This window comes from Candidatus Binatia bacterium (assembly GCA_036493895.1).
Taxonomy (GTDB): domain Bacteria; phylum Desulfobacterota; class Binatia; order UBA1149; family CAITLU01; genus DATNBU01.
On record DASXOZ010000041.1, the window covers coordinates 76,625 to 100,839 of the forward strand.

The 24,215-nt window shown below is 67.8% G+C and carries 13 protein-coding genes and 1 tRNA gene; 2 read left to right on the forward strand and 12 right to left on the reverse strand.

Annotated elements, in window-relative coordinates:
* Positions 1-16 precede the first annotated feature (16 nt).
* From mdh to VGK20_10370, 9 genes are all read right to left on the reverse strand, one after another.
* Positions 17-955 (reverse strand): malate dehydrogenase, encoded by a 939-nt coding sequence (mdh, locus tag VGK20_10330; GenBank protein ID HEY2774430.1) that lies wholly within the window; start codon positions 953-955, stop codon positions 17-19.
* A gap of 172 nt (positions 956-1,127) precedes the next feature.
* The gene (gene icd, locus VGK20_10335; GenBank protein ID HEY2774431.1) at positions 1,128-2,381 is read right to left on the reverse strand and encodes an isocitrate dehydrogenase (NADP(+)); all 1,254 of its coding nucleotides are present in this window, start codon (positions 2,379-2,381) and stop codon (positions 1,128-1,130) included.
* A gap of 136 nt (positions 2,382-2,517) precedes the next feature.
* Entirely contained in the window at positions 2,518-2,895 is a 378-nt protein-coding gene (locus VGK20_10340; GenBank protein ID HEY2774432.1) for a limonene-1,2-epoxide hydrolase family protein, read from the reverse strand.
* A 15-nt stretch (positions 2,896-2,910) separates the two neighbouring features.
* Positions 2,911-4,800, reverse strand: a complete 1,890-nt coding sequence (locus tag VGK20_10345) for a potassium transporter Kup (GenBank protein ID HEY2774433.1) — start codon at positions 4,798-4,800, stop codon at positions 2,911-2,913.
* Positions 4,801-4,835: 35 nt separating this feature from the next.
* Positions 4,836-6,917, reverse strand: coding sequence for an elongation factor G (locus VGK20_10350; GenBank protein HEY2774434.1), 2,082 nt, complete (start codon positions 6,915-6,917; stop codon positions 4,836-4,838).
* Positions 6,918-6,961: 44 nt separating this feature from the next.
* Complete coding sequence (locus tag VGK20_10355) at positions 6,962-7,723, reverse strand: type III pantothenate kinase (protein HEY2774435.1); 762 nt, start codon at positions 7,721-7,723, stop codon at positions 6,962-6,964.
* A 5-nt stretch (positions 7,724-7,728) separates the two neighbouring features.
* Positions 7,729-8,751, reverse strand: a complete 1,023-nt coding sequence (locus VGK20_10360) for a biotin--[acetyl-CoA-carboxylase] ligase (protein ID HEY2774436.1) — start codon at positions 8,749-8,751, stop codon at positions 7,729-7,731.
* A complete protein-coding gene (nadC, locus tag VGK20_10365) occupies positions 8,748-9,635 on the reverse strand; it encodes a carboxylating nicotinate-nucleotide diphosphorylase (protein ID HEY2774437.1) in 888 nt (295 codons plus the stop codon). Before nadC ends, VGK20_10360 begins: the two co-directional genes overlap by 4 nt.
* 61 nt (positions 9,636-9,696) lie before the next feature.
* Positions 9,697-12,357 carry a valine--tRNA ligase gene (locus VGK20_10370; GenBank protein ID HEY2774438.1) on the reverse strand — a complete coding sequence of 887 codons (2,661 nt, stop codon included), beginning with the start codon at positions 12,355-12,357 and terminating at the stop codon, positions 9,697-9,699.
* Between the two features lie 133 nt (positions 12,358-12,490).
* Between VGK20_10370 and VGK20_10375 the strand changes: the two genes are divergently transcribed.
* On the forward strand, positions 12,491-12,970 hold the full coding sequence (locus VGK20_10375) for a VOC family protein (protein HEY2774439.1): 480 nt from the start codon (positions 12,491-12,493) through the stop codon (positions 12,968-12,970).
* Between the two features lie 53 nt (positions 12,971-13,023).
* Positions 13,024-14,214 carry an MFS transporter gene (locus tag VGK20_10380; protein HEY2774440.1) on the forward strand — a complete coding sequence of 397 codons (1,191 nt, stop codon included), beginning with the start codon at positions 13,024-13,026 and terminating at the stop codon, positions 14,212-14,214.
* A gap of 76 nt (positions 14,215-14,290) precedes the next feature.
* On the opposite strand, the gene VGK20_10385 is transcribed toward VGK20_10380, so the two are convergent.
* The 3 genes from VGK20_10385 to VGK20_10395 all read right to left on the reverse strand — a co-directional run bounded on the left by VGK20_10385 (position 14,291) and on the right by VGK20_10395 (position 24,158).
* The gene (locus VGK20_10385) at positions 14,291-23,329 is read right to left on the reverse strand and encodes a S8 family serine peptidase (GenBank protein HEY2774441.1); all 9,039 of its coding nucleotides are present in this window, start codon (positions 23,327-23,329) and stop codon (positions 14,291-14,293) included.
* Positions 23,330-23,526: 197 nt separating this feature from the next.
* Positions 23,527-24,021: a flavin reductase family protein gene (locus VGK20_10390; protein ID HEY2774442.1), complete on the reverse strand. Its 495-nt coding sequence runs from the start codon at positions 24,019-24,021 to the stop codon at positions 23,527-23,529.
* 50 nt (positions 24,022-24,071) lie between these two features.
* Positions 24,072-24,158: transfer RNA gene (locus VGK20_10395), tRNA-Leu, on the reverse strand.
* Between the last annotated feature and the right edge of the window lie 57 nt (positions 24,159-24,215).

Here is a 24,215-nt window from a genome sequence, read left to right on the forward strand (position 1 = left end):
CAAACGGCGCCGGCGTTCAGGCCGCGAGCACCTTGTCCAGGGCGCCAACCAGCTCGGCAACGTGCTCGGCCGACACTCCAATGGCTTTCTTCTCGTCGGCCGTCAGCGGAATCTCGATCACCTTCTCGACGCCGCCCGCGCCGATGATCACCGGCACTCCGAGGTACAGGTTGCGCAGGCCGTACTCGCCTTCGAGGAAGGCCGCACACGGCAGCACCTGCTTGCGATCGAAGAGGTAGGCTTCCGCCATCTGGATCGCGGCAGTGGCCGGTGAGTAGAACGCCGAGCCGGTCTTCAGCAGCGCGACGATTTCGCCCCCGGCCTTGCGCGTGCGCTCCTCGATCTCGGCAAGGCGCGCCTCCCCGATGAAGTTCGTCACCGGGGCGCCGCCGACGGTGCACGCCGAGCGCACCGGCACCATGTCGTCGCCGTGACCGCCGAAGACGACGGCTTCGACGCTCGTCACCGACACGCCGATCTCGGCCGCGATGAACGACCGGTAGCGCGCGGAGTCGAGCACACCGGCCATGCCGACGACTCGGTTTTTCGGGAAGCCGGTCTCGCGCTTGCAGAGCGTGACCATCGCGTCCAGCGGATTGCTGATGACGATCACGAAGGACTTCGGCGCGTGGGTGCGGATGCCCTCGGCAACCGACTTCATGATCTTCGAATTGGTCGCGAGGAGGTCGTCGCGGCTCATGCCGGGCTTGCGCGCCAGGCCGGCCGTGATGATGCAGACGTCGGCGCCGGCGATGTCGGCGTAGCTGTTGGTGCCCTTGACCGAGGCATCGAAGCCTTCGATCGGACCGGCCTCGAACAGGTCGAGCGCCTTGCCCTGGGGCAGCCCGTCGACGACGTCGAACAGGACGACGTCACCGAGCCCGCGCAGCAATGCCAGGTGCGCCAGCGTTCCGCCGATGTTGCCCGCTCCGATCAGTGCAATCTTCCTTCTCATGTCCTCTCCTGGTCGTGGGGGCGTCCGATCATAAGGGCCCATCTGCTGCGTTGGCGACGCTTCGTTCGCTCCGACGTACGGGAAGTACGTCTCCGCTCACTCACGCGCCGCCGCCTTGCATCTGGACCCTTCTGATCGGCCGCCGCGATAGAGCGCGTAAATTCGCGGCGTCTTATAAATTCTCGATCATCGCGCTGGCGAAGCCGGAGCACGAGACTTCGCGGGCGCCTTCCATCTGCCGGGCCAGGTCGTAGGTGACGATCTTCGCGGAGATCGTCTTTTCGACGGACTCCTCGATGCTGCGTGCGACCTCGCTCCAGCCGAGATGTTCGAACATCAGCACTCCCGACAGGATGACCGAGCCGGGATTGATCTTGTCGAGACCGGCGTACTTCGGAGCCGTGCCGTGCGTCGCCTCGAAAACTGCAGTCTCGTCCCCGATGTTCGCACCCGGAGCCAGCCCGAGGCCGCCGACCTGCGCTGCCGCCGCGTCCGACAGGTAGTCGCCGTTCAGGTTCATCGTCGCGACGACGTCGTATTCGTCCGGGCGCAGCAGGATCTGCTGGAACATCGCGTCGGCGATCCTGTCCTTGACGAGGATCTTGCCGGCCGGCGTCTTGCCGCCGTGCTTGTCGTAGACGTCGGCCTCGGTGATCGTCTCCGCCGCGAACTCCTTCGCTGCGAGCTCGTAGCCCCAGTCGCGGAAGGCGCCCTCGGTGAACTTCATGATGTTGCCCTTGTGCACGATCGTGACGGTCGGGCGCTTGTTCGCGATCGCGTACTGGATCGCACGGCGCACCAGGCGCTGGCTGCCTTCCTTCGACGTCGGCTTGATGCCGATGGCCGATCCGGGGCGGATCGGCTTGTTCGCCCTGGCAGAGACGAAACGCGCGACTTCGTCGGCCTCGGCGGTTCCGGCCTGGAACTCGATCCCCGAGTAGACGTCCTCGGTGTTCTCCCGGAACAGCACGATATTGAGCCTCTCCGGGTGCTTGACCGGCGACGGCACGCCGGTGAAGTAGCGTACCGGCCTCACGCAGGCGTAAAGATCGTGGATCTGGCGAAGCGCGACGTTGATCGAGCGGATCCCGCCGCCGACGGGTGTGGTCAGCGGTCCCTTGATCGCGACGCGGAACTGGCGAAGAACCTCGTTGGTCTCCTCGGGCAGCCAGGTGGCCGGGCCGTAAACGTCGTTGGCCTTTTCGCCGGCGTAGACTTCCATCCACGCGACGCGGCGCTTGCCGCCGTACGCCTTGGCGACCGCGGCGTCGAAGACGCGCACCGAGGCCTTCCAGATGTCGGGGCCGGTGCCGTCGCCTTCGATGAACGGGATGATCGGGTTGTCGGGAACTTCCAGGCGGCCGCCTACTCCAATGGAGATCGGCTTGCCGTCTGCCGGGACGGTGACGTGCTTATAGCTCGGCATTGCTCTCTTTTGAGAAGCGACACGGCCGCGACCTGCGGAAATCCCGCCGTCCGGCGCTTTGGCGCGTCGCGTCGGCGGACGCTAGCGGGGCCCTGTCGGGGAGTCAAAAACGCGGCGTTCGCTCGGGCTTTTGCCGTCAGCCCACCGCGGTCTGGCGCTGCCACGTCGCCATGTCGAAGTAGTCCCGCCAGGCCTTGATGCGGCCGTCCTCGATCTCGAAGACACCCGCCACCGGCAGCTCGACGTCGGCGGCTCCGAGCACGAATCGGTCGACCCTCTCCGTGAACACGACGTTTCCCGCGACCGCCAGGTGCAGCATCTCGAATTCGATCTTCTGTGCCGGCGGCAGGAACAGGTTGAAGACTTCGCGGATCGCCGCCTTACCGGCCACCGGCGGCATCGGGATGTTGTGATAGACGGCGTCGTCGGTGAAGAAGCCGAGAAGCTCGTCGGCATCGCGGCGTGCCCAGGCAGAGCAGAAGTCGCGGACGATCTGTTCGTTGCTTCGTGCCATCGCGTGTTCCTCCGATCAGATTTCTACTTGCTGGCCGATCTCGATGACCCGGTTCGGCGGAACGCCGAGGTGGAGATAGGCGCCGTACGCATTGCGGAACAGGAAATCGTAGACGTACTTGCGCCAGGTGGCCAGGTCCTTCTTCTCGCCGATGATCAGCGTCTCGCGGCCGAAGAAGTACGTGGCCTGGTGCTCGTCGAACTCCACCCCCTGCTTCACCGCGAGCTCCAGCACGTGCGCGACGCTCGGCGTCTCCATGAAGCCGTATTGCGCGACGATCCGGATGAAATTGTCGCGGTAGCGGTGGATGCGCAGGCGATGTTCGTCCTCGACGTGAGGGACGTCTGCGGTGCGCAGCGTGACCAGCAGGACGCGCTCGTGCAGCACCTTGTTGTGCTTGATGTTGTGCAGCAGGGTGCGAGGCACGCCGGCCCCGCGCGCGTCCATCACCACCGCGGTGCCCGGCACCCGCGTCAGAGGATGCGCATCGAGGTCTGCCAGGAAGTATTCCACCGGAAGGCGCGCGGCCGTCGCGTACTCGTCGAGCAGGTCGGCGCCGCGGCGCCACGTCGTCATCACGAGGTAGGTGCCGACGGCGACGGCCAGCGGGACCCAGCCGCCATCGGCAATCTTGGTCGAAGCGGCCACGAAGAACGCGACGTCGACGACGAAGAACGGTCCGGCCAGCGCGATGGCGCCGGCCTTCGAGAATCCCCAGCGCCGGCGCGCGCATACACCGGCCAGCATCGTCGTGACGACCATCGTGAGCGCCACCGCGATGCCGTACGCGCCGGCCAGCGCACCCGACGATCCGAATGCGATGACCAGCGCTATGGTCGCGACGAACAGGATCCAGTTGACCACCGGTACGTAGACCTGGCCGATCTGGTGCGCAGACGAATGCAGGATCTCGACGCGCGGCTGGTACCCGAGCTGCAGCGCCTGGCGCGACAGCGAGAACACCCCCGAGATGATTGCCTGCGAAGCGATGACGGTGGCTGCCGTCGCCAGCATCACCAGCGGGTAGAGCATCCACGACGGCGCCATGTTGAAGAACGGATTGTTGATCGCTTCGGGATGGGTCAGCAGCAGCGCGCCCTGGCCGAAGTAGCACAGCACCAGCGACGGCCCCGCCAGGACCAGCCACGCGATGCGGATCGGGCGGCGCCCGAAGTGCCCCATGTCGGCGTAGAGCGCCTCGGCACCGGTGACGACGAGCAGCACGGAGCCGAGCACGAGGAAGCCTTCGAGGCCGTTTTTCATGAAAAACACGGCGCCGTCCCACGGGTTGAGCGCCGCCAGCACCATCGGCGCCTGCGCGATCCACTCGATCCCGAGCAGTCCGAGAACGAGAAACCAGACGAGCATGATCGGGCCGAATACCGCACCGACCTTGCCGGTGCCGTGGCGCTGCACCCAGAACAGCCCCGTCAGCACCGCGATCGAGATCGGCACGATGAACGGAGTGAATAGCGGCGTCGCCAGCTCCAGCCCTTCGACGGCGCTCAGCACCGAGATCGCCGGCGTGATCATTCCGTCGCCGTAGAGCAGCGTCGCTCCGAACAGGCCGCAGGCCACCAGCCAGACGTTGCGCCGGTCTCGGCGCCGGTCGGGCGGCACGTCCAGCGTCATCAACGCCAGGATGCCGCCTTCGCCACCGTTGTCGGCGTTCATCACGAAGAACAGGTACTTGAAGGTGACGACGATGATCAGTGACCAGACGATCACCGACAGCAGGCCGAGCACGTTCGGCGGCGTCACGGCCAGGCCGTGATGCTCGAAGCACTCGCGGAATGCATACAGTGGGCTCGTGCCGATGTCGCCGAAGACGACACCGATGGCACCGACCACGAGCGTCGCCAGACGGCCACTGTGCTGCGCGTCGGACGCGCCGGACTCGCTCAACTACCCTGTCCTCCCCGCCTCCCCCGGCAACCGGCTCAGGCGTCAGGTCCTTTTCTCTTGGCCGCCTCGGCGACGATCCGCGCCGTCAGTTGCTCGGGCACCGCCTCGTAGTGCGAGAACGAGATGTCGAAGCTCCCCCGGCCGCTCGTCATCGCCGTCAGGTCGGATGCGTAGCGCAGCACTTCGGCCATCGGCACTTTCGCGCGGATCACCTCGGAATGGCCGCGCTGCTCCATACCTTCGACCTTCGCGCGGCGCGAATTGAGGTCGCCGAGCACGTCGCCCATGCACGCATCGGGAGCCGTGACGACCAGCGAGCCGAACGGCTCGAGCAGCACAGGCTTGGCCTGGACGAGCCCTTCCTTGACGGCCATCGAGCCGGCGACCTTGAATGCCATCTCCGACGAATCGACGTCGTGGTATTGCCCATCCACGAGCGTCACGCGAACGTCGACGACGGGGTAGCCGCCGAGGGTCCCGCTCCTCAACCCGTCGACGACTCCCTTTTCGATGGCGGGAATGTAGTTCCTCGGCACCGCGCCGCCGACGATGTGGTCGACGAACTCGAAGCCGCCGCCGCGCGGGAGCGGCTCGATCTCGATCTTGCAGTCGGCGAACTGCCCGTGGCCGCCGGTCTGCTTCTTCAGGCGCCCGTGCGCAGGCACTTTGGTGCGGATCGTTTCGCGGTACGCCACCTGCGGAGCCTTGAGCACCACACCCACGCCGTATTTTCGCTCGAGCCTCTCGCAGGCCACTTCGACGTGAAGCTGGCCACAGCCGGAGACGAGGATCTGGTGGGTCTCCTCGTTGCGGTCTACGCGAAAGGCGAGGTCTTCTTCGCAAAGGCGCAGCAGGCCCTGCATCGCCTTGTCTTCCTCGCCGCGCTTGCGCGCCTCGACTGCGAACGAGATCGCCGGAGTTACCGGCTCGAAGCTTTCGATCGCCACCGGTCGCGCGACGTCGCACAGGGTCTGGCCGGCATGCGTGTCGCGCAGCTTGGCCACCGCGATCACCTCGCCGACGGTGGCCGAGTCCACTGCGTGCGTCTTGCGGCCTTCGAGTTTCAGCAGGTGCCCGAGGCGCTCCTTGTTGCGCGTAGCCGTGTTGACGATCGGCGTCTCGCCGGTGACGGTGCCCGACATCACGCGAAACACCGAAAGCTGTCCGACGTGGGGATCGCTGATGGTCTTGAACACGAAGCCTGCGAACGGATCTGTCGGTGACGGGGGGACCTCGACGTCCTTGCCGTGCTCGTCCGTGCCGCTGGCCGCCGGCAGGGAGGCCGGCGCCGGCATCAGCCACTCGATGGCGTCGAGAAGCTGCGCGATGCCGACGTTGGCCAGCCCCGATACCGACATCACGGGCTGGCAGCTGCGCGCCATGATGGACTTGGCCAGGCCCTTGACCATGTCGTCGTGGTCGAGGTCGCCGGCATCGAGGTACTTCTCGAGAAGCTCGTCGTCGCCTTCGGCTGCCGCTTCGGCAAGCTGGCTGCGAAGCTCGGAGGCACGCGCGGCCAGGGACTCCGGAATCGCGACCGACTTGAATTTGCCGCTCGCGCCTTCGTAGACGAACGCCTTCTGGTCGAGGACGTCCACGACGCCGGTCATCGTGCCGCCTTCGACGATCGCGATCGTGAGCAGCACCGGTTTGGCCCCGAGCTCCTCGCGAAGCTCGACGAGGCGCGCGTCGACGTCGGCTTCCGAGCGGTCGCACTTGGTGACGACGAAAATGACAGGCTCGGCCAGATCGGCGGCCCACTTCCATACTTTCGATGCTTCGGCGCGCACGGACGTGCTCGCATCGACCACCTGCAGCACTCCTGCGGCGCCGCGCAGCGCGTAGTGGGCGTCGGCGACGAAGTTTCCCTGGCCCGGCGTATCAAGGATCGTGATCTCGTGCTTGTCCCACGCGACGTGATGAAGCGCCGTCGTGATCGTGCAGCGCCGCCGCACCTCCTCCGGCTCGGTGTCGAACAGAGACGTCTCCTCGTCGACCCGGCCGAGGCGGGTCTGCCCTCCCCCGGCGAAGACAATTGCGTCGGCGATCGTCGTCTTGCCGGCTCCGCCCTGGCCGGCCAGGGCTACGGTTCGGATGCGCGAGGGTTCCAGAGCCATGGCATCACTCCTGTCTTGCGCTGCGTGCCGGGCCAAACCCGGGTTCAGTTCCTTTCATATACCAGCCTGAGCCCTTCCAGAGTCAGGAACTCATCGACATCCTCGATCGTGGCCGAATGCTGGGCAATTAACGGCGCGAGGCCACCTGTTGCAAGGACGCGGCACTTGATGCCCTCCTCCTTCTCGATCCGGCGCACGACTCCGTCAACGAGCTCGACGTAACCGTACGAAACGCCGGCCTGGATCGCGTGGACGGTGTTGCGGCCAACCACGCGAGGGGGCCGGGCGATTTCGACACGGGGAAGCTTGGCCGTGCGCGAATACAGCGCATCGAGCGAAATGCCGATGCCCGGGCAGATCACGCCGCCGACATACTCCCCCTTGGCGGTGATGTAATCGAAGGTCGTCGCCGTGCCGAAATCGACGACGATGGTCGCCGAGCGCGTGCGCTCGTAGGCGGCAACGGCGTTGACGATGCGGTCGGCACCGACCTCGCGCGGGTTCTCGTAGAGGATCGGCATTCCGGTCTTGATCCCGGGCCCGACGACCAGCGCGCGCGCGCCGAAGTAGTCGCTGCTGAGCGCCTCGACGGTGCTCGTCAGGGGCGGCACGACGCTCGCCACGATCACGCCGTCGACTTTCGGAATCGTGTGGCCTTCGGCCTGGAACAGGCTCCACATGAGGATGCCGTACTCGTCCGATGTCCGCTCGGCCGCAGTGGTGAGCCGCCAATGGCGCGTCAGGCGCTTGCCGTCGAAAAGCCCGATGACGGTGTTGGTGTTGCCGACATCGAAGGCGAGCAGCAGTCCGTTTACGGCTGGCATCGGTCATAGCCTCCAGAAATGGTCACGTCGCCGGCGACGACGCGTCGCTGCCCACCGCTGCCGTCGTCGATGCGCAGCGCGCCGTCGTCGTCGATGCCGGCGCAATGTCCTTCGAACGACTCGCCCGGCGAAACGACGCTGACGCGCCGGCCGTCGAGCACCGACAACTCACGCCAGCGCGGCGCGGCGGCAGAAAACCCGCGTGCGAGCCATTCGTCGTACAGCTGCTCGAAGCGCAGCAGCAACCTGGCGGCAAACGCAGTGCGATCGGCCGGCGAGCCGCGCTCGATCAGCACGGAAGTGGCCTTGCCGGCGAGCTGCTTCGAGAAATGCTCCGCTTGCGAGTTCAGATTGACGCCGATGCCTATGACCACAAACGCTGCGCGGTCGGCCTCGGCCTCGATCTCGGTGAGAATGCCGGCCAGCTTGCGCAGCGACGCCCCGTTGCGGCCGGCGGCCGCCGCGAGCGTGACGACGTCGTTCGGCCACTTGATGCGCGCATCGATTCCTTCCTCGCGCACCGTCTCGGCCACCGCGACTCCGGCGACGAGCGAAAGCTGGGGCGCCAGATGCGGCGCGACCGGGGGCCGCAGCAGCAGCGACATATAGAGGTTGACGCCGCGGCTGGACTCCCAGGTGCGGCCGAGGCGCCCGCGGCCGGCCGTCTGCTCTTCGGCGAGCACGACGGTGCCTTCGGCGGCGCCTTCGCGCCCGAGTGTCATGGCATCGCTGTTCGTCGACCGCGTGACGTCGAAAATGACGATGCGGCGCCCGATGCGAGCCGGTCCGAGCCGCGAACGGATCGCGCCTGCCGTCAGCGACGGCGGCAATGCCGCGAGCCTGTAGCCCTTCGCGCGCGCGCCTTCGATCTGGTAGCCGGCGTGCTTGAGCGCGCCGACGTGCTTCCACACCGCCGCGCGCGAGATGCCCAGTCGCAAGGCCAGCTCTTCGCCGGAGACGAAGCCTTCGGCCTGCTCGAGAGCGGCCAGGATGCCGCGGCGGCTCGTCATGCCAGCAGCGTGACCTCCATGCTGACGTCCACCGAACGCGCCGAATGCGTCAGGCGGCCGAGCGAAATCGAATCCGGGCCGGCCTTCGCGTATTCGACGACGTTGTCGGGACGCACCCCGCCCGAGACTTCGATTCGCGCGCGCCCATCGATCAGCCGCACGGCCTCGGCGACCGCTCCCGGCGTGAAATTGTCGAGGAGAACCGACGTCGCTCCAGCCTCCAGCGCCGTCGCCACCTGCTCGAGAGTGTCGCACTCGACTTCGACGTCCACGCCGTCCGGACTGCCGGCGAGAGCCGCACGCACCGCCGCGGCGATGCCGCCGGCGGCGACGACGTGATTGTCCTTGATCAGCACGGCGTCGTGGAGGCCCATGCGGTGGTTGCTGCCGCCGCCGCACGCGACGGCGTATTTTTCGAGCTTTCGCCATCCAGGCGTCGTCTTTCGCGTATCAAGGATGCGCGTGGAGCAACCGGCCTCGCGCACCGCGCCGACGATGCGTGCCGTTTCCGTCGCGATTCCGCTCAGCCGCCCGATGAAGTTGAGAAGAGTCCGCTCGAGCGTCAGCACCGCCCACGCGTCGCCGTCGACGACACAGAGAATGGCGCCTTCGGACGCTCGCGCACCGTCACCGACACTGTCGTGGAAACGAAGCGATGCCGCACCGGCACCGGGTTCTCCGAGGCGACCGAGTTCGTCGGCGAGCGCTTCGCCGAGCGCGAGGCCGCAGGCAACCAGGGTCTCGCGCGCAACGATGCGTCCGCGTGCCTGGGTGCTGCGCGCCACCGTTGCGCGCGTGGTCAGGTCTCCGCTTCCGATGTCTTCGACGAGAGCCAGGCGCATCAGCGCCCGCACTCCGGCATCGTCGGCGGGCGACCGGGGCATCACGCTCGCACTTCTCCGCCGGCTGCGCCGCCGGGATGGACTCGCACGGCGCGGGCCCCTGTCATCCCGCAGCTCCGATCGCTTCGATGCGGGCGATGGCCGCCTGGAGGGCGGCCCGTTCCTGCTCGGCCGCCGCTAGCTTGGCGCGCTCGGCCTCGACGACTTCCTCGCGGGCGCGGGCGACGAACGACTCGTTGGCGAGCTTGCCGGCGGCGCGCTGCACGTCCTGGCCGGCCCGCTCGATCTCGCGCCTGAGCCGCTCGGCTTCCGCGACGAGATCCACGTGCGCAGCGATCGGCACCGCGATCTGCGATCCCGAGACCACGGCCATGGCCGAGCCCGACGGCACCGCGCCGCCGCTGCGGATCCCGGCGATGCGCGCGAGCCGGCGAACCATCGCCTCGTTGGCGCGAACGATCTCGGCCACCCGCCCGTCGTCGATCCACAAGTCGAGACCGACCTTCGGTGCGATGCGCATCTCGGCGCGGATGTTGCGCACGCTGCGCACGACGTCGATCAGTGCCCCCATCTCCTCGTCCGCTGCGGCGTCGCGCCACGCTGCGTGGGCCTGCGGGTACGCCGCCGTGATCAGCATTTCGCCGTCGCGGCCGTCTCGCGGCAGCTCCTGCCACAGCTCCTCCGTCACGAACGGGATCAGCGGATGCAGCAGGCGCAACAGGCTTTCGAGGGTCGCGGTCAGCGTCGCCAGCGTCTCTTCGCGTGCGCTGTCCTCACCGTCGAGAAGCACCTTGGACGTCTCGATCGACCAGTCGCAGAACTCGTTCCACGTAAAGCTGTACAGCGCCTGGGCGGCCTCGTTGAACCGGTAGTTGTCGAGAGCCTCGCGCGTATCGGCGATCGTCGCCGCCAGGCGCGAGCGGATCCAGCGGTTCGGCAGCAGTCGCGGCTCGGCAGGCATCGCGCACGAAGTGGCTGCACCTTCACGTTTCAGCGCCGCAAATCGCGCCGCGTTCCACAGCTTGTTGACGAAATTGCGGTAGCCGGCGATTCGCTCCTCGGAGAGGCGCACGTCGCGGCCCATGGCCGCGAACGCGACCAGCGTGAAACGGAACGCGTCGGCGCCGAACTCGTCGACGATCACGAGAGGATCGATGACGTTGCCCTTGGACTTGGACATCTTCTGCCCGTGCTCGTCGCGCACGAGCGCATGGATGTAGACGTCCCGGAACGGCACCTCGCCCATGAAGCGCAGGCCGAGCATCATCATCCTGGCCACCCAGAAGAAGATGATGTCGAAGCCCGTCACCAGGGCGGAGGTCGGGTAAAAGCGCGCCAGGTCGTCGGTTTTCCCGGGCCAGCCCATCGTCGAGAACGGCCACAGGCCCGACGAAAACCACGTGTCGAGCACGTCCTCGTCCTGGCGCACCGGGCCTCCGCACTTCGGGCACTCGCTGATGTCCGTGCGCGAGACGGCGACGTGGTCGCAGCGCTCGCAATACCACGCCGGAATGCGGTGTCCCCACCAGAGCTGGCGCGAGATGCACCAGGGGCGGATGTTCTCCATCCACGCGCGGTAGGTCTTTTCCCAGTGCGCCGGCACGAAGCGCGAGCGCCCGTCATCGAGCGCCGCCAGCGTTGCATCGGCGAGATCGCGCACCTGCAGGAACCATTGGTCCGAAAGCAGCGGCTCAACGACGTTCTTGCAGCGGTAGCAGGTGCCGACGGCGTGGCGGTGGTCTTCGACGCGCTCGAGCACGCCGTCGCTGCCGAAACGCTCGACCAGCGCGGCGCGACAGTCGGCCGTCGTCATTGCGGCGTAAGGGCCCGCGTCGGCCGACATCGTGCCGTCCTCGTTCATCACCGAGACCATCGGCAGCTTGTGGCGCAGCCCGATCTCGAAGTCGTTCGGATCGTGGGCCGGCGTGATCTTGACGGCGCCCGAGCCGAACGCGCTCTCGACGTAGCTGTCGGCGATCACCGGGATCACGCGACCGAGCACCGGCAGCACGACATTCTTCCCGACGATGGCGCGGTAGCGCTCGTCGTCGGGATGCACGGCCACCGCCGTATCGCCGAGCATCGTTTCCGGCCGCGTCGTCGCCACCGACACGTGGCCGCTTCCGTCCTCGAGAGGATAGCGCAGGTGCCAGAGGTGCCCTGCCCTGTCTTCGTGCTCGACTTCGATGTCCGACAGTGCCGTGCGGCAGCGCGGGCACCAGTTGATGAGGTATCGGTCGCGCCGGATGAGCCCCTGCTCGTACAGCGTGACGAACACTTCGCGAACCGCGCGCGACAGCCCTTCGTCCATCGTGAAGCGCTCGCGCGACCAGTCGCAGGAGACACCGAGGCGGCGAAGCTGCTCGGTGATCAGGCCGCCGGACTGGGCCTTCCATTTCCAGGTCCTCTCGACGAATTTCTCGCGGCCGAGCGCGTGACGGTCGGTGCCCTCGGCCTGGAGCTGGCGCTCGACGACGTTCTGCGTGGCGATGCCGGCGTGGTCGGTGCCGGGCACCCACAGCGTCGCTTCGCCGAGCATGCGGTGGTAGCGCACCAGCACGTCCTGCAGCGTGTTGTTGAGCGCATGGCCCATGTGCAGGGAGCCGGTGACGTTCGGCGGCGGGATCACGATCGAGAACGTTTTCTCGCCGTCGCGGCGCGGCGGCGGCGCGAACGCTCCCGACTCGGTCCAGCGCCGGTACCATTTTTGTTCGAAAGTCTTTGGTTCGTAGCCCGACACGGACGCCGCGTGTACCTCGTCCACGCCCGGCATTCAAAACGCACGTCGCACCGGCCGCGCGGCCGGCCGGACGCGTTCTGCGGGACGTTGCGACCAACTCTCCCGGGATTGGGAAAAGCGAAGTGCTCTGTTATGGAGCAGCGCGGAGGAACCCGTCGTGAGCAACCGTCCCTTTCGCGTACTCGGCATCCAGCAGATCGCCGTCGGCGGCCTCGACAAGGCCCGGCTGCGCCGCCTTTGGATCGATACCCTCGGCCTCACGGTGACGGGAACCTTCCAGAGCGAACGCGAGAACGTCGACGAGGACATCGCGGTGGCCGGCACCGGTCCGCTCAAGGTCGAAGTCGACCTGATGCAGCCGATCGATGCCGGGAAGAAGCCCGCGGTGCACAATCCTCCGCTCAACCACATCGGCCTGTGGATCGACGACCTCGAGGCCGCCGTCGCCTGGCTCGAGCAGCAGGGCGTACGCTTCACGCCCGGCGGCATTCGCAAGGGCGCAGCCGGTTTCGACGTCACGTTCATCCATCCGAAAGAGAACGAGCAGTTCCCGATCAGCGGCGAAGGCGTGCTGATCGAGCTGGTTCAAGCCCCGGCCGAAGTGGTCTCGGCGTTCGCGAAGGTCGCCTCTCTCTGAGCCGCGACGGCGAGCCCGCGCGCGGCGCCGATGCCCTTGCGCGCGATCGCCACGTGCTGCTCGCGACGGCATTCCTGCGCGCCGTCGCCACCGGGCTCGTCGGCGTCGAGCTCGGCCTCTACCTGACCAGCCTTTCCTTCCAGCCGGCCACGGTCGGATTCGTTCTCGGCGCGGGCCTCGTCGGCGCGGCAATGGCTGCGCTCGCTTCGACGTTGGCGGCCGACCGCATCGGCCGCCGCCGCATGCTCGTCGCACTGACGCTTCTGGCCGGCGCCGGCTGCACGGTCGCGGCCCTTGCTTCGAGCGTCGCCGTCGTCACCGCCGCGAGCTTCGTCGGAATGCTGAACGGCATGGGCCGCGATCGCGGCGCCGCACTGGTGCTCGAGCAGGCGATGCTGCCCGCGACGACGACGCACGCAACGCGCACGCGCGCGTTCGCGTGGTACAACGTCTGCCAGGACATCGGCCACGCGCTCGGCTCGCTGCTCGCAGGAATGTCGACGTGGATCGCTGCGGCGGGCTGGGATGCCGGCATCGGAGCGCACCGTGCGACGATGCTCACGGCGGCGCTGCTGATGCTCGCGCCGCTGCCGCTGTACCTGCGCCTCGGAGCCCGTGTCGAGACTTTCTCGGGCAGCGCCCCGGTCCCCCGCGCACCGCTCAGCGCCGAAAGCCGCCGCATCCTCATGCGGATTTCCGCCCTTTTTGCCGTCGACGGGCTTGCCGGCGGCCTGCTGCTGACCTCGTTGCTGTCGTACTTCTTCTTCGAGCGCTTCCACGCAAGCCCGGCGACCATCGGTGCACTGTTCTTTGCGGCACGCCTTCTCAATGCCGTCTCGCACCTCGGCGCGGCGTGGCTCGCGCGCAGGATCGGGCTGGTCAACACGATGGTGTTCACGCACGTTCCGTCGAGCCTGCTGCTCGTCACCGTCGCGTTCGCACCGTCGTTTCCGGTCGCGGCCGTGCTGTTCCTCCTGCGCGAGGGACTGGTCGAGATGGACGTCCCGACGAGGCAATCCTACGTGATGGCGGTGGTCCGGCCCGAGGAAGCCACCGTCGCCTCGGGGATCACCAGCCTGGTCCGTCTGGCCTCCTGGGCAGTCGGGCCGACGGCGGCCGGCATGTTCATGCAGACCACGTCGCTGATGACTCCGCTCGTCGTCGGCGCAGCAATGAAAATCGCGTACGACGTCCTGCTGTGGCGAGCGTTTCGCAGCGTGCGCCCACCCGAAGAAACGGCCTGAAAAAGACCGGCCCGCTACAAAAAGTGTAGCGCTACGATTTTTGTAGCGCTTGCAAGTTCGCGGTCGAGGCCGCGCCTCAGGGGTGCGCGGCGAGCGTCGTCGAGGTTTTGGTGGTCGTCGTCTGCCCCGCCAGTGTCGTCGACGTCGGCGGCTGGGTCGTCGTCGTCGCGGCAAGCGTGGTCGTGACCTCGGCCTGCAGAGCGGGAGGACACTTCGGAGGCACGTCCTGGCCGACGGCCTTGCGCAGGATCGCCAGTGCGTCCGACGCCGTGATCTTCGTGTCGCCGTTGTAGTCGCAGCGGAAGAGCGGGCACGTCGTCGAGCCGACGGCGGTCTTCAGTGCGGCCAGCGCGTCGCTCGCGGTGATCTTGCCGTCGGCGTTGGCGTCGCCGCAGAGCGACTGGGGCAGCGTCGTCGTCGTCGTCGCGCACCCGGACGCGTCCCCGCTGCAGATTCCGTTGCTGCACTTGTCGTCGGTAGTGCACTCGACGCCGTCATTGCAGGTGCTCCCGTTCGGGTCGTTCGCGCTGCAGTTAGCGGCGTTCTCGTTGCAGGACTCCTTGCAGTCGGCATCGCCGTCGGGGCCGGGGCAGGGATTGCCGGCGTGCTGGCTGCAAGTGCCGCCGCTGCAGGTGTCGGCGCCGTTGCAGAACAGGCCGTCGTTGCAGTTGGAGCCGTCGGGATCGGGGCCGTTGCAGTTGTCGCCGGCCTCGTTGCAGGACTCGGAGCAGTTGGCGTCTCCGTCCGGGCCGGGGCACGGGTTGCCCGCGTGCTGGCTGCACTGGCCGTCCTTGCAGGTGTCGGCGCCGTTGCAGAACACGCCGTCGTCGCACGCCGAACCGTTCGGGTCGCTGGCGCTGCAGTTGTGCGCGAGCTCGTTGCACGACTCGGCGCAGTCGGCGTCGCCGTCTGGGCCGGCACACGGGCTGCCGCTGTGCTGGCTGCACTGGCCGTTCTTGCAAGTGTCGGTGCCGTCGCAGAACAGCCCGTCATCGCACGCCGAGCCGTCGGGATCGGCGCCGGTGCAGTTGTCGGCAGTCTCGTTGCACGACTCCGAGCAGTTGGCGTCGCCGTCGGGCCCCGTACACGGGTTGCCGGCGTGCTGGCTGCACTGGCCGTCCTTGCAGGTATCGGTGCCGTCGCAGAACAGGCCGTCGTCGCACGCCGAGCCGTTCGGATCGGCGGCAGTGCACGCATCGCTCGTCTCGTCGCACGACTCCGCGCAGTTGCCGTCGCCGTCGGGGCCCGGGCACGGGTTGCCGGCATGCTGGGCGCACGCGCCGGCCTGGCACGAGTCGGCGCCGTTGCAGAACAGGCCGTCGTTGCACGGCGTGCTGTTCGCAGCGGGGATGCACAGGTTGGAGCAGCAGTCGTTGTCGATCTTGTTGCCGTCGTCGCAGAGCTCACCCGGATCGAGATGGCCGTCGCCGCAGACTCCGCAGTTGTTCTGGGCGGCGACGCAGAGGCCGGCCTGGCAGTTGTCGCCGGCCGTACACGAAAGCCCGTCGTTGCACGCGCTGCCGTTGGGATCGTTCGCCGTGCAGTTGGCCAACGCTTCGTTGCACGATTCCTTGCAGTCGCCGTCGCCGTCGGGACCCGGGCACGGGTTGCCGGCATGCACGCTGCAGGTGCCGCCGCTGCAGGTGTCGGCGCCGTTGCAGAACACGCCATCGTTGCACGCGCTGCCGTTGGGATCGGCGGCCGTGCACGATTTGGCGTTCTCGTCGCAGGATTCCGAGCAATTGGCGTCGCCGTCGGCGCCAGGACACGGATTGTCCGCGTGGCCGCTGCAGGTGCCGTTCTGGCAGGTGTCGGCGCCGTTGCAGAACAGGCCGTCGTCGCAGGCGCTGCCGTTCGGATCGTTGGCCGAGCACGAGTCGCTCGCCTCGTCGCAGGACTCCTTGCAGTCGCTGTCACCGTCGGGGCCGGGGCACGGGTTGCCGGTGCCTACGCAGGAGCCGCTCTGGCAGGTGTCGGTGGCCGTGCAGAACAGCCCGTCGTTGCAGGGACTGCCGTTCGGGTCGGCGGCGTTGCACGCAGCGCCCTGCTCGTTGCAGCTCTCGGCGCAGTTATTGTCGCCGTCGGGGCCGGGGCACGGATTGCCGGCGTGCACGCTGCAGGTACCGCCGCTGCAGGTGTCGGCGCCGTTGCAGAACACTCCATCGTTGCAAGGACTGCCGTTGGGATCGGCGGCCGTGCATGCTTTGGCGTTCTCGTCGCAGGATTCCGAGCAGTTGCCGTCGCCGTCAGGGCCGGGGCACGGAGTGCCTGCGTGCACGGTGCAGGTGCCGCCGCTGCAGGTGTCGGCGCCGTTGCAGAACAGGCCGTCGTTGCAAGATGCGGTATTGAACGGATGCGTGCATGCACCCGACGAGCCGCTGCAGACGTCGTTGGTGCAGACGTTGCCATCGCTGCTGGTGCAGCCCGTGCTCGCCGCGACGAATACGTCGGCGGGACACGACTTGGAGCTTCCCGTGCAGCTCTCCGGCAGGTCGCATTCGCCGGTGCTCGTGCGGCAGGTGACGGCGCTGCCGGCCACCGCATCGGCAGGACACGCGGCGGCCGAGCCGGTGCAGGTCTCGGCGACGTCGCAGACTCCGCTCGCGCCGCGGCAGACGGTGGCTGCCGATGCGAACGAGTCGGCGGGGCACGACGTGGAAGTGCCGTTGCAGGTTTCGGCCGTATCGCAGACTCCGTTCGCACTGCGACAGGCCGTGCCGGCGTTACCCGCCGGGTGCGTGCAGGCTGCCGAGCTGCCGTCGCAGACGTCGGCGGTGCAAGCGAGCGAGTCAGGCGTGCACGGGCTGTCGGGGTTCGCGAAACTATCGGCCGGACAGGCCTTGCTGGCGCCGTCGCAGCGCTCGGCGACGTCGCACTCGCCCGCGCTGGCGCGACACACCGTTACTGTTGCAGCGACCGCGTCGCCGGGACAGCTCGCGTTGTTGCCCGTGCAAGTCTCGACGAGGTCGCAGACTCCGCCGGAGCCGCGGCAGACCGTGCTGCTCGAGGCGAACGCGTTTGCCGGGCATTGCGTCGAGGTGCCGGTGCAGGTCTCGTCGACGTCGCAGATTCCGGCGGCAGCGCGGCACACGGTGCCGACGTTGCCGGCGTTGTGCGTGCACGCGGCCGAGCTTCCGCTGCAGACGTCGACCGTGCACGGCAGGCCGTCGCTGGTACAAGGGTTGTCCGCACCGATGAACCCATCGGCCGGGCAGCTCTTGGCAGCGCCGTTGCAATTCTCGGCGACATCACATTCGCCCGCGCTGGCGCGGCAGAGTTTGCTCGTTCCGGCAACGCTGTCCGCCGGACAGACGGCGTTGTTGCCGTCGCAGGTCTCGGCCACGTCGCAGACACCGGTGGCCGGCCGGCAGACCGACGTCGTCGCTGCGAGCGTGTCGGCAGGGCACGCGGCACCGGCTCCGGTGCAGGTCTCGGCAGAATCGCAGATGCCGCCCGAAGCGCGGCACACCAACGTGGACGGCGAGAAGCCGTTGGCCGGGCACGCGGCGCTCGTACCTGTGCAGCTTTCCGCCGGATCGCAGACGCCGCCCGAATCGCGACAGATGGTGGTAGAGGCGGCGAACGAATCCGCGGGGCACGCCGCGCCGTTGCCCGGGCAGCTCTCTTCCTGGTCGCAGACCGAGACCGCGGCGCGGCAGACCAGCGTGTTATCGGCAAAGGAGTTGGCAGGACACGCGCTGCTTGCGCCGGTGCAATTCTCTGCGACGTCGCAGACGCCGGCGGACGGACGGCAGACGGTGGTCGTTCCTGCCAGCGAATCGCCCGGACACGTATTGCTCGCGCCCGTGCAGTTTTCGGCCACGTCGCAGACTCCGCTGGCCGGGCGGCAGACGATGCTCGTGCCGGCGAACGAATCGCCCGGACACGCGGCGCCGGTACCGGTGCACCTCTCGGCGGCGTCGCAGACGCTCGCCGACGGGCGGCACGTGATGGTCGTCGCCGCGAACTGGTCGGCCGGACACGCGGCGGAGTTTCCGGTGCAGCTCTCCTGGACATCGCAGATTGCGGCGCTCGAGCGGCAGACCGTGCTGCTGGCGACGAAAGAGTCGGCAGGGCATGCGGCGCCGGCTCCGCTGCAGCTCTCGGCAACGTCGCAAACGCCGGCGGACGCGCGGCACTCCGTCGTGCTGTCGGCAAACCCGTCGGCCGGACACGACGCGGAATTGCCGGTGCATTTTTCGGCGACGTCGCAGACGCCCGCCGACGACCGGCACACGGTCGTCGATGCCGCGAACGAATCCCCGGGACACGCGTTGCTCGCACCCGTGCAGCTTTCCGCCGTATCGCAGGCTCCCGCCGACGCACGACACAGCGTCGACGACGACGCGAAAGAATCACCCGGGCACGCGGCTGCGGCTCCCGTGCAGTGTTCGGCGACGTCGCAGATGCCGACTGCGCTGCGGCAGACCGTCGATGACGAGACGAAGGAGTCTGCCGGACAGGCCCCGCTCGCGCCGGTGCAGTTCTCCGCAACGTCGCAAACGCCGCCGGAGGCGCGGCACACCGTCGAAGACGACGCGAACTGATCTGCCGGGCACGAAGCGCTGCTGCCCGTGCAGCTTTCGGCGACATCGCAGATGCCGACCGTGCTGCGGCACACCGTCGTCGAGGCAACGAAGGAGTCGCCGGGGCACACCGAGCTGCCGCCGGTACAGTTTTCGGCCACGTCGCAGACGCCGGCGGATGCCCGGCAAACTGTCGTCGGCGGCGCAAAGGCGTCGGCCGGACAGTCCGCAGCGGAGCCGGTACATTTCTCGGACGCATCGCAGATCGATGTGCCGGTGCGACAGACCACCGTCGATGCTGCGAACGAGTCGGCCGGACACGCAGCGTTGTTGCCGGCGCAGTTCTCCGCGACATCGCAGACGCCGGCCGACGGACGGCACAGCGTCGTCGTCGCGGCGAAGGAATCGGCCGGACAACTCGCGCTGCCGCCCGTACAGCTCTCCGCGACGTCGCAGACGCCGGCCGCCCCGCGACAGACCGTCGTCGTGCCCGCGAAAGAATCGCCGGGACACGCGGCGCCCGCACCGGTGCAGCTCTCGGCTACATCGCAGACTCCGGCCACGCTGCGACACACGGTCGCGGACGACTGGAAGCCGTCGGTCGGGCAGGTCGCGCCGTTGCCAGTGCAGTTTTCGGCAACGTCGCAGACTCCGGCCGATGCGCGGCAGACTGTCGTCGAGGGCGCGAAGCCATCGGCCGGACAATCCTTGGCAGCACCGGTACATTTCTCGGCCACGTCGCAGGTGCCGCTCGAGTTGCGGCAGACCGTCGTCGACGCCACGAAAGAATCGGCGGGACACGCCGCGCTGTTTCCCGCGCAGTTCTCCGCGACATCGCAGATGCCGGCAGACGGACGGCACGGCGTCGTCGTCGCGGCGAAAGAATCGGCCGGACAAGTCGCGCTGTTTCCGGTGCAACTCTCGGCGACGTCGCAGACACCGGCCACCGCGCGGCAAAGGTTCGCTGAAGACAGGAAGGAATCGGCCGGGCATGCCGCCGAGTTGCCGGTGCAGTTCTCGGCAACGTCGCAGCTTCCGGCGACGGCGCGGCACAGGGTCGTAGACGACTGGAACGAATCCGCCGGACAGGCCGCGCCGTTGCCCGTGCACTTTTCGGCAATGTCGCAGACGCCCGCCGGGTTTCGGCACGTCGTCGCCGACGACTGGAACGAATCGGCCGGACACGCAGCGTTGTTGCCCGGGCAGTTCTCGGACACGTCGCAGACGCCGGCGGAGCTGCGGCACAGCGTCGTCGAAGCCTGGAACGAATCGGCCGGGCAGGCGGCGCTCGACCCGGTGCAGCTCTCGGCCTTGTCGCAGATGCCGGCCGACGGCCTGCACGTCGTCGACGAGCTGGCGAACTGGTCGGTCGGGCACGTCGAGCTGGTGCCGAGACACAGCTCCTGCGGGTCACAGATCCCGGCCGAAGCACGGCAGACGATGTTGGTGGCCGCCAGGACGTTGGCCGGGCACGAAGTGCTGTTGCCCGGACACACTTCGGCAACGTCGCAGAGACTGACTGCCACGCGGCATACCGTCGTCGTGGTCAGCAGCGTATCGGCCGGACACGACGCGCCCGTCCCCGTGCAGGTCTCCGGCGAGTCGCAGATTCCCGCCGATGCGCGGCAGGTCGTCGACGACGACGCGAAGGAATTGGCCGGACAGGCAGCCGCATTGCCGGTGCAGTTCTCGGCAACGTCACAGACGCCGGCGGAGCCTCGACATTGCGTCAAGCTCGACGAGAACGAATCGACCGGACACGCGGCGCTGTTGCCGGTGCAGTTTTCCGCAACGTCGCAGACTCCAGCCGAGACCCGGCACGCAGTCGTCGACGACTGGAACGAATCGGCGGGGCACGCCGCGCTGCTGCCGGTGCATTTTTCTGCGCCGTCGCACACTCCCGCCGAGCCGCGGCAGGTGGTCGTCGACGCCACGAACGAGTCGGCCGGGCACGCCGTATTCGTTCCCGTGCAGGTTTCCTGGGTGTCGCAGATGCCCGCGGACGCGCGGCACACCGCACCCGCGTTGCCGGCCGCGTGGCCGCAGCTTCCGGCGCCGTCGCACTGGTCGACGGTGCAGGGATTGCCGTCGCTCGAGCACGCGGTGCCCTGGGCCACCGCGCAGCTCGCATTGGCCTCGTTGCAGGAATTGTTGCACTCGCCGCCGGTCGCGCAGGGATTGCCGGTGCCGCTGCAGACACCGTTCGAACAGGTGTCGGTCAGCGTGCAGAACTTGCCGTCGTTGCACGAGGAGCCGTTGGCTTCGAGCGTACAGTCGGCGGCGCAGCAGTCGCCGCTCACCTGGTTGCCGTCGTCGCACTGCTCGCCTGCTTCCTTGACGCCGTTTCCACAGACTGCCGTTGCCGTGCCGCTCGCGAGCGACCATGCGCCGTTTCCCGACACCAGCTTGACGACGAGGTAGCGCGCGTCGGTGGCAGACGGCGTGAACGTGAGCTGCTCGTCGGCATCCAGTCCGGCGTTGGTGCTGGATGCGACGATCACCGGGTTGCCCTTCGCATCCGGAGTTCCGCTGTAGAGGTAAAGATCGTAGTCGGCAGTCGAGGGTACGGTCAGCGTCAGCGTCACGGCCGGTCCGCTGGTGATGCCGATCTTGCGGGCCCACGCGCGGCGGTCGTTGACGCCGCCGGCCGTGGTGTCGCCGAGAGAGCCGCCCGAATACGTGAGCTGGATCGCTTCGACCGCCGCATCGGGATTGATGAGGCCGTAGCCTTCCTCGAGATCCTTCGGAGAAGCTGCGCGGCCGAGCGTAGGATTGGTCCCCGTGCTGACTTCGCGGTTCTGGTTGGTCTCGGTCGAGGTCGCGCCGAGCAGCATCTTGACGAACAGGGGCTGCGTCGCAGACGAGAACGACCACGTCGTTCCGCTCTTCTGCATCGAATCGATGACGAGGGCCGCCGACCCCGCCGCGAACGGGGACGCCATCGACGTGCCCATGAGGTTCGCGTAGTCGTTGGCCTGTTTGTCGGGGAAACTCGTGCTGTCGGCGTCGCAGTCGTTGCTGTCGACCGAAAGCACGCCCGAGAAGTACTGGGAGCCGCCGGGGGCCAGGAAGTCGGGCTTGAAGTCCTCGTCCGCGCCCGGGCTGGTAAAGCCGCTGCTCGTGTACTGGGTCAGCGCGTTGGCGTCGTTGGTGGCACCGATCGTCATCACGAGCGCAGCGCGCCCCGGATCGTCGACGACGTTCGCGTTCGCGATACCGGGTCCGTCGTTGCCCGCGGAAACGGAGACGACGATTCCGTTGTTCACCGCGGTGTTGGCCTTGGCCCTCAGCGTCGTGTCCAGCCCCGGCGAACCGATGAGCCCGAGGCTCATGTTGATGACCTTGATGTTGTGCGCACTGCGCTGGGCAACGAAGTCGTCGAGGCCGGCGCTGATATCGGTGCTGTTTCCCGATCCGGCGTTCGTGAACACTTTCCCGCCGGCCCAGCGGGCACCGGGCGCGACACCGCGCATCGCATTGAATCCGTCGCCGACGCCCGGGTAGTTCGTCACGGTGTTCGCGGTCGCGTAGAGCGCCAGGCTCTTGGTCGAGTTCTGCGCCAGCGCAGTCGTGTAGCCCTGGGTCGTGTTGCCGTTGGTGGTGGTGACGAGCGTGATCGGGGAGGCGGCGGTCGCGGAGTTGTTGATCGAAAGGAAGCTCGTGTTCTGGCCGTTGCTGCGGGCGCCGAGGCGCAGCACCGTCGATCCGCCGCCGGTCCACGTCGATACTTCGGTGAAGGTCAGCGAGCCGGCCGGAAGGTGGATCTGGGAGACGAAGAAACTGTTGGCTGCCACCCCGGCCATGCTGCCGCTGTCGGTGTACTTGAGCGTGCCGGGTCCGAGGCCGAACGCGTTGCCGGTGCCGAGTGCGATGCCGGTGACGTGAGAGCCGTGCTGTCCGATGTCCCGCGGCGTCGGCTCGGCATCGGTCGTGTAGTCCTTCCAGTACTCGGCGCGACCGGTGAGGTCGGTGTGCGAGTCGTCGACGCCGGTATCGAGGATGCCGATCGTGATGTCGCTGGTACCCGAGAAGCCGCCCGCGCTGCCGGCAAAGCCGCTCGCCCAGACCGGGCGGACGCGCCCGGTGCGGGTCGCCTCGTCGAGATGGAGCTTGGCCGGCACGTCGTCGGCGATGACGAGCAGCGACGGTCCCATCGCCTGCACCAGCGCGTCGATGGACGCACCGGGAAACGTCCCGCTCCATCCATAGCTGACGGCCTTGTAGAGGTGCTTGATCGTGCCGCCGAGCGCGAGGAAGTCGTCGATCTGCTTCTGCGTGACCTGCCCGGAGAAGACGAGCTCGAGGGAAACCGGCGCGGCCAGCTTCGCGGCGATCTGCTGGCGTTTGGAGGCTACCTTCTCGCGGGCCAGCGCGCGCCGGAGATCTCCAAGCCGGTGATCGATGCGGTCATCGACCTTGTTGTTGTCGATGTCGATCTGCCCGCGCGACGGCAGGCTCGGACGCACACCCGGCTCCGGAGGTGCGACGAACGCGGGCTGGGCGGCTGCGGTGGCGGAAAGCGTCAGAACCAGCGCCCACACTCCAAGCGCCGATCCGATCGCCGTCCCCTGAACGGTCGGAATCCTCATCTCGTCCCCAAGCGAGCTAAGGGCGCATCGTACAGGGGTTTGCCCCCCGACGCAGCCTCGAAATGGCGCGAAATTCGCTTTGTAGCTACTAGATTTGCGCTTTGTGGACAGCGGCTCGCGTGGCCCGGTGTTCGCCCCAACCGGGCGCGACCGTCACTGGATCGGGGGAAGCCCTGCCGCGATGCAGAGCGCCCCGGTCAGCCGCGGTGGATTTCCCGGTAGCCTCCGCGGAAGTACAGCAGCGGCTCGGCATCGGCGCACGCGATCTCCCCATGAAGGACGCGGCCGATGAAGATCGTATGGTCTCCGGCGTCGACCTGGGCATGGGGCAGGCATTCGACATGGGCGATTGCGCCTTCGAGCAGGGGGCAACCGGTCTGGCCGTAGCGGAAGCCGACGTCACCGCGCAGCTTGCCCTCGACCGGCTCCCCGGTCTTGGCGAACAGGCTCGACACGTGGGCTTGGTCCGCCGCCAGGATGCTGACGCCGAAGCTCGAGCAGCGCAGCATCTCGGCGTGGCCGTGGGCAGTCTTGTCCACGCAGACGAGCAGCAGCAGCGGATCGAGCGAGACGCTGGTGACGGAGTTGGCGGTGACGCCGTGGAGGAACCCGTCGTTGCAGGTCGTGACGACGGCCACTCCGGTTGCAAAGTGGCCGATGAGGCGCCGGAAGGATGCTGCATCGAGCGACACGGCCCGCCCCTTCAGCCCGACAGCGGCCCCGATGCCGCGACGGTTGGAGTTGGTGCGAAAGGGGGGACTTGAACCCCCACGACCTTGCGGCCACAGGAACCTGAATCCTGCGCGTCTGCCAGTTCCGCCACTTTCGCGAAGCGCCGGATCATAGCGAAACACGCTCCCCCGGCAAGCTGTCCCAGTTTCGCAGC

What these genes read in the sequence shown, in the direction of transcription:
- VGK20_10385 (HEY2774441.1), bottom strand. Translation starts at nt 23,329, where the DNA reads ATGAGGATTCCGACCGTTCAGGGGACGGCGATCGGATCGGCGCTTGGA.
- VGK20_10350 (HEY2774434.1), bottom strand. Translation starts at nt 6,917, where the DNA reads ATGGCTCTGGAACCCTCGCGCATCCGAACCGTAGCCCTGGCCGGCCAG.
- nadC (HEY2774437.1), bottom strand. Translation starts at nt 9,635, where the DNA reads ATGCCCCGGTCGCCCGCCGACGATGCCGGAGTGCGGGCGCTGATGCGC.
- mdh (HEY2774430.1), bottom strand. Translation starts at nt 955, where the DNA reads ATGAGAAGGAAGATTGCACTGATCGGAGCGGGCAACATCGGCGGAACG.
- icd (HEY2774431.1), bottom strand. Translation starts at nt 2,381, where the DNA reads ATGCCGAGCTATAAGCACGTCACCGTCCCGGCAGACGGCAAGCCGATC.
- VGK20_10360 (HEY2774436.1), bottom strand. Translation starts at nt 8,751, where the DNA reads ATGACGAGCCGCCGCGGCATCCTGGCCGCTCTCGAGCAGGCCGAAGGC.
- VGK20_10340 (HEY2774432.1), bottom strand. Translation starts at nt 2,895, where the DNA reads ATGGCACGAAGCAACGAACAGATCGTCCGCGACTTCTGCTCTGCCTGG.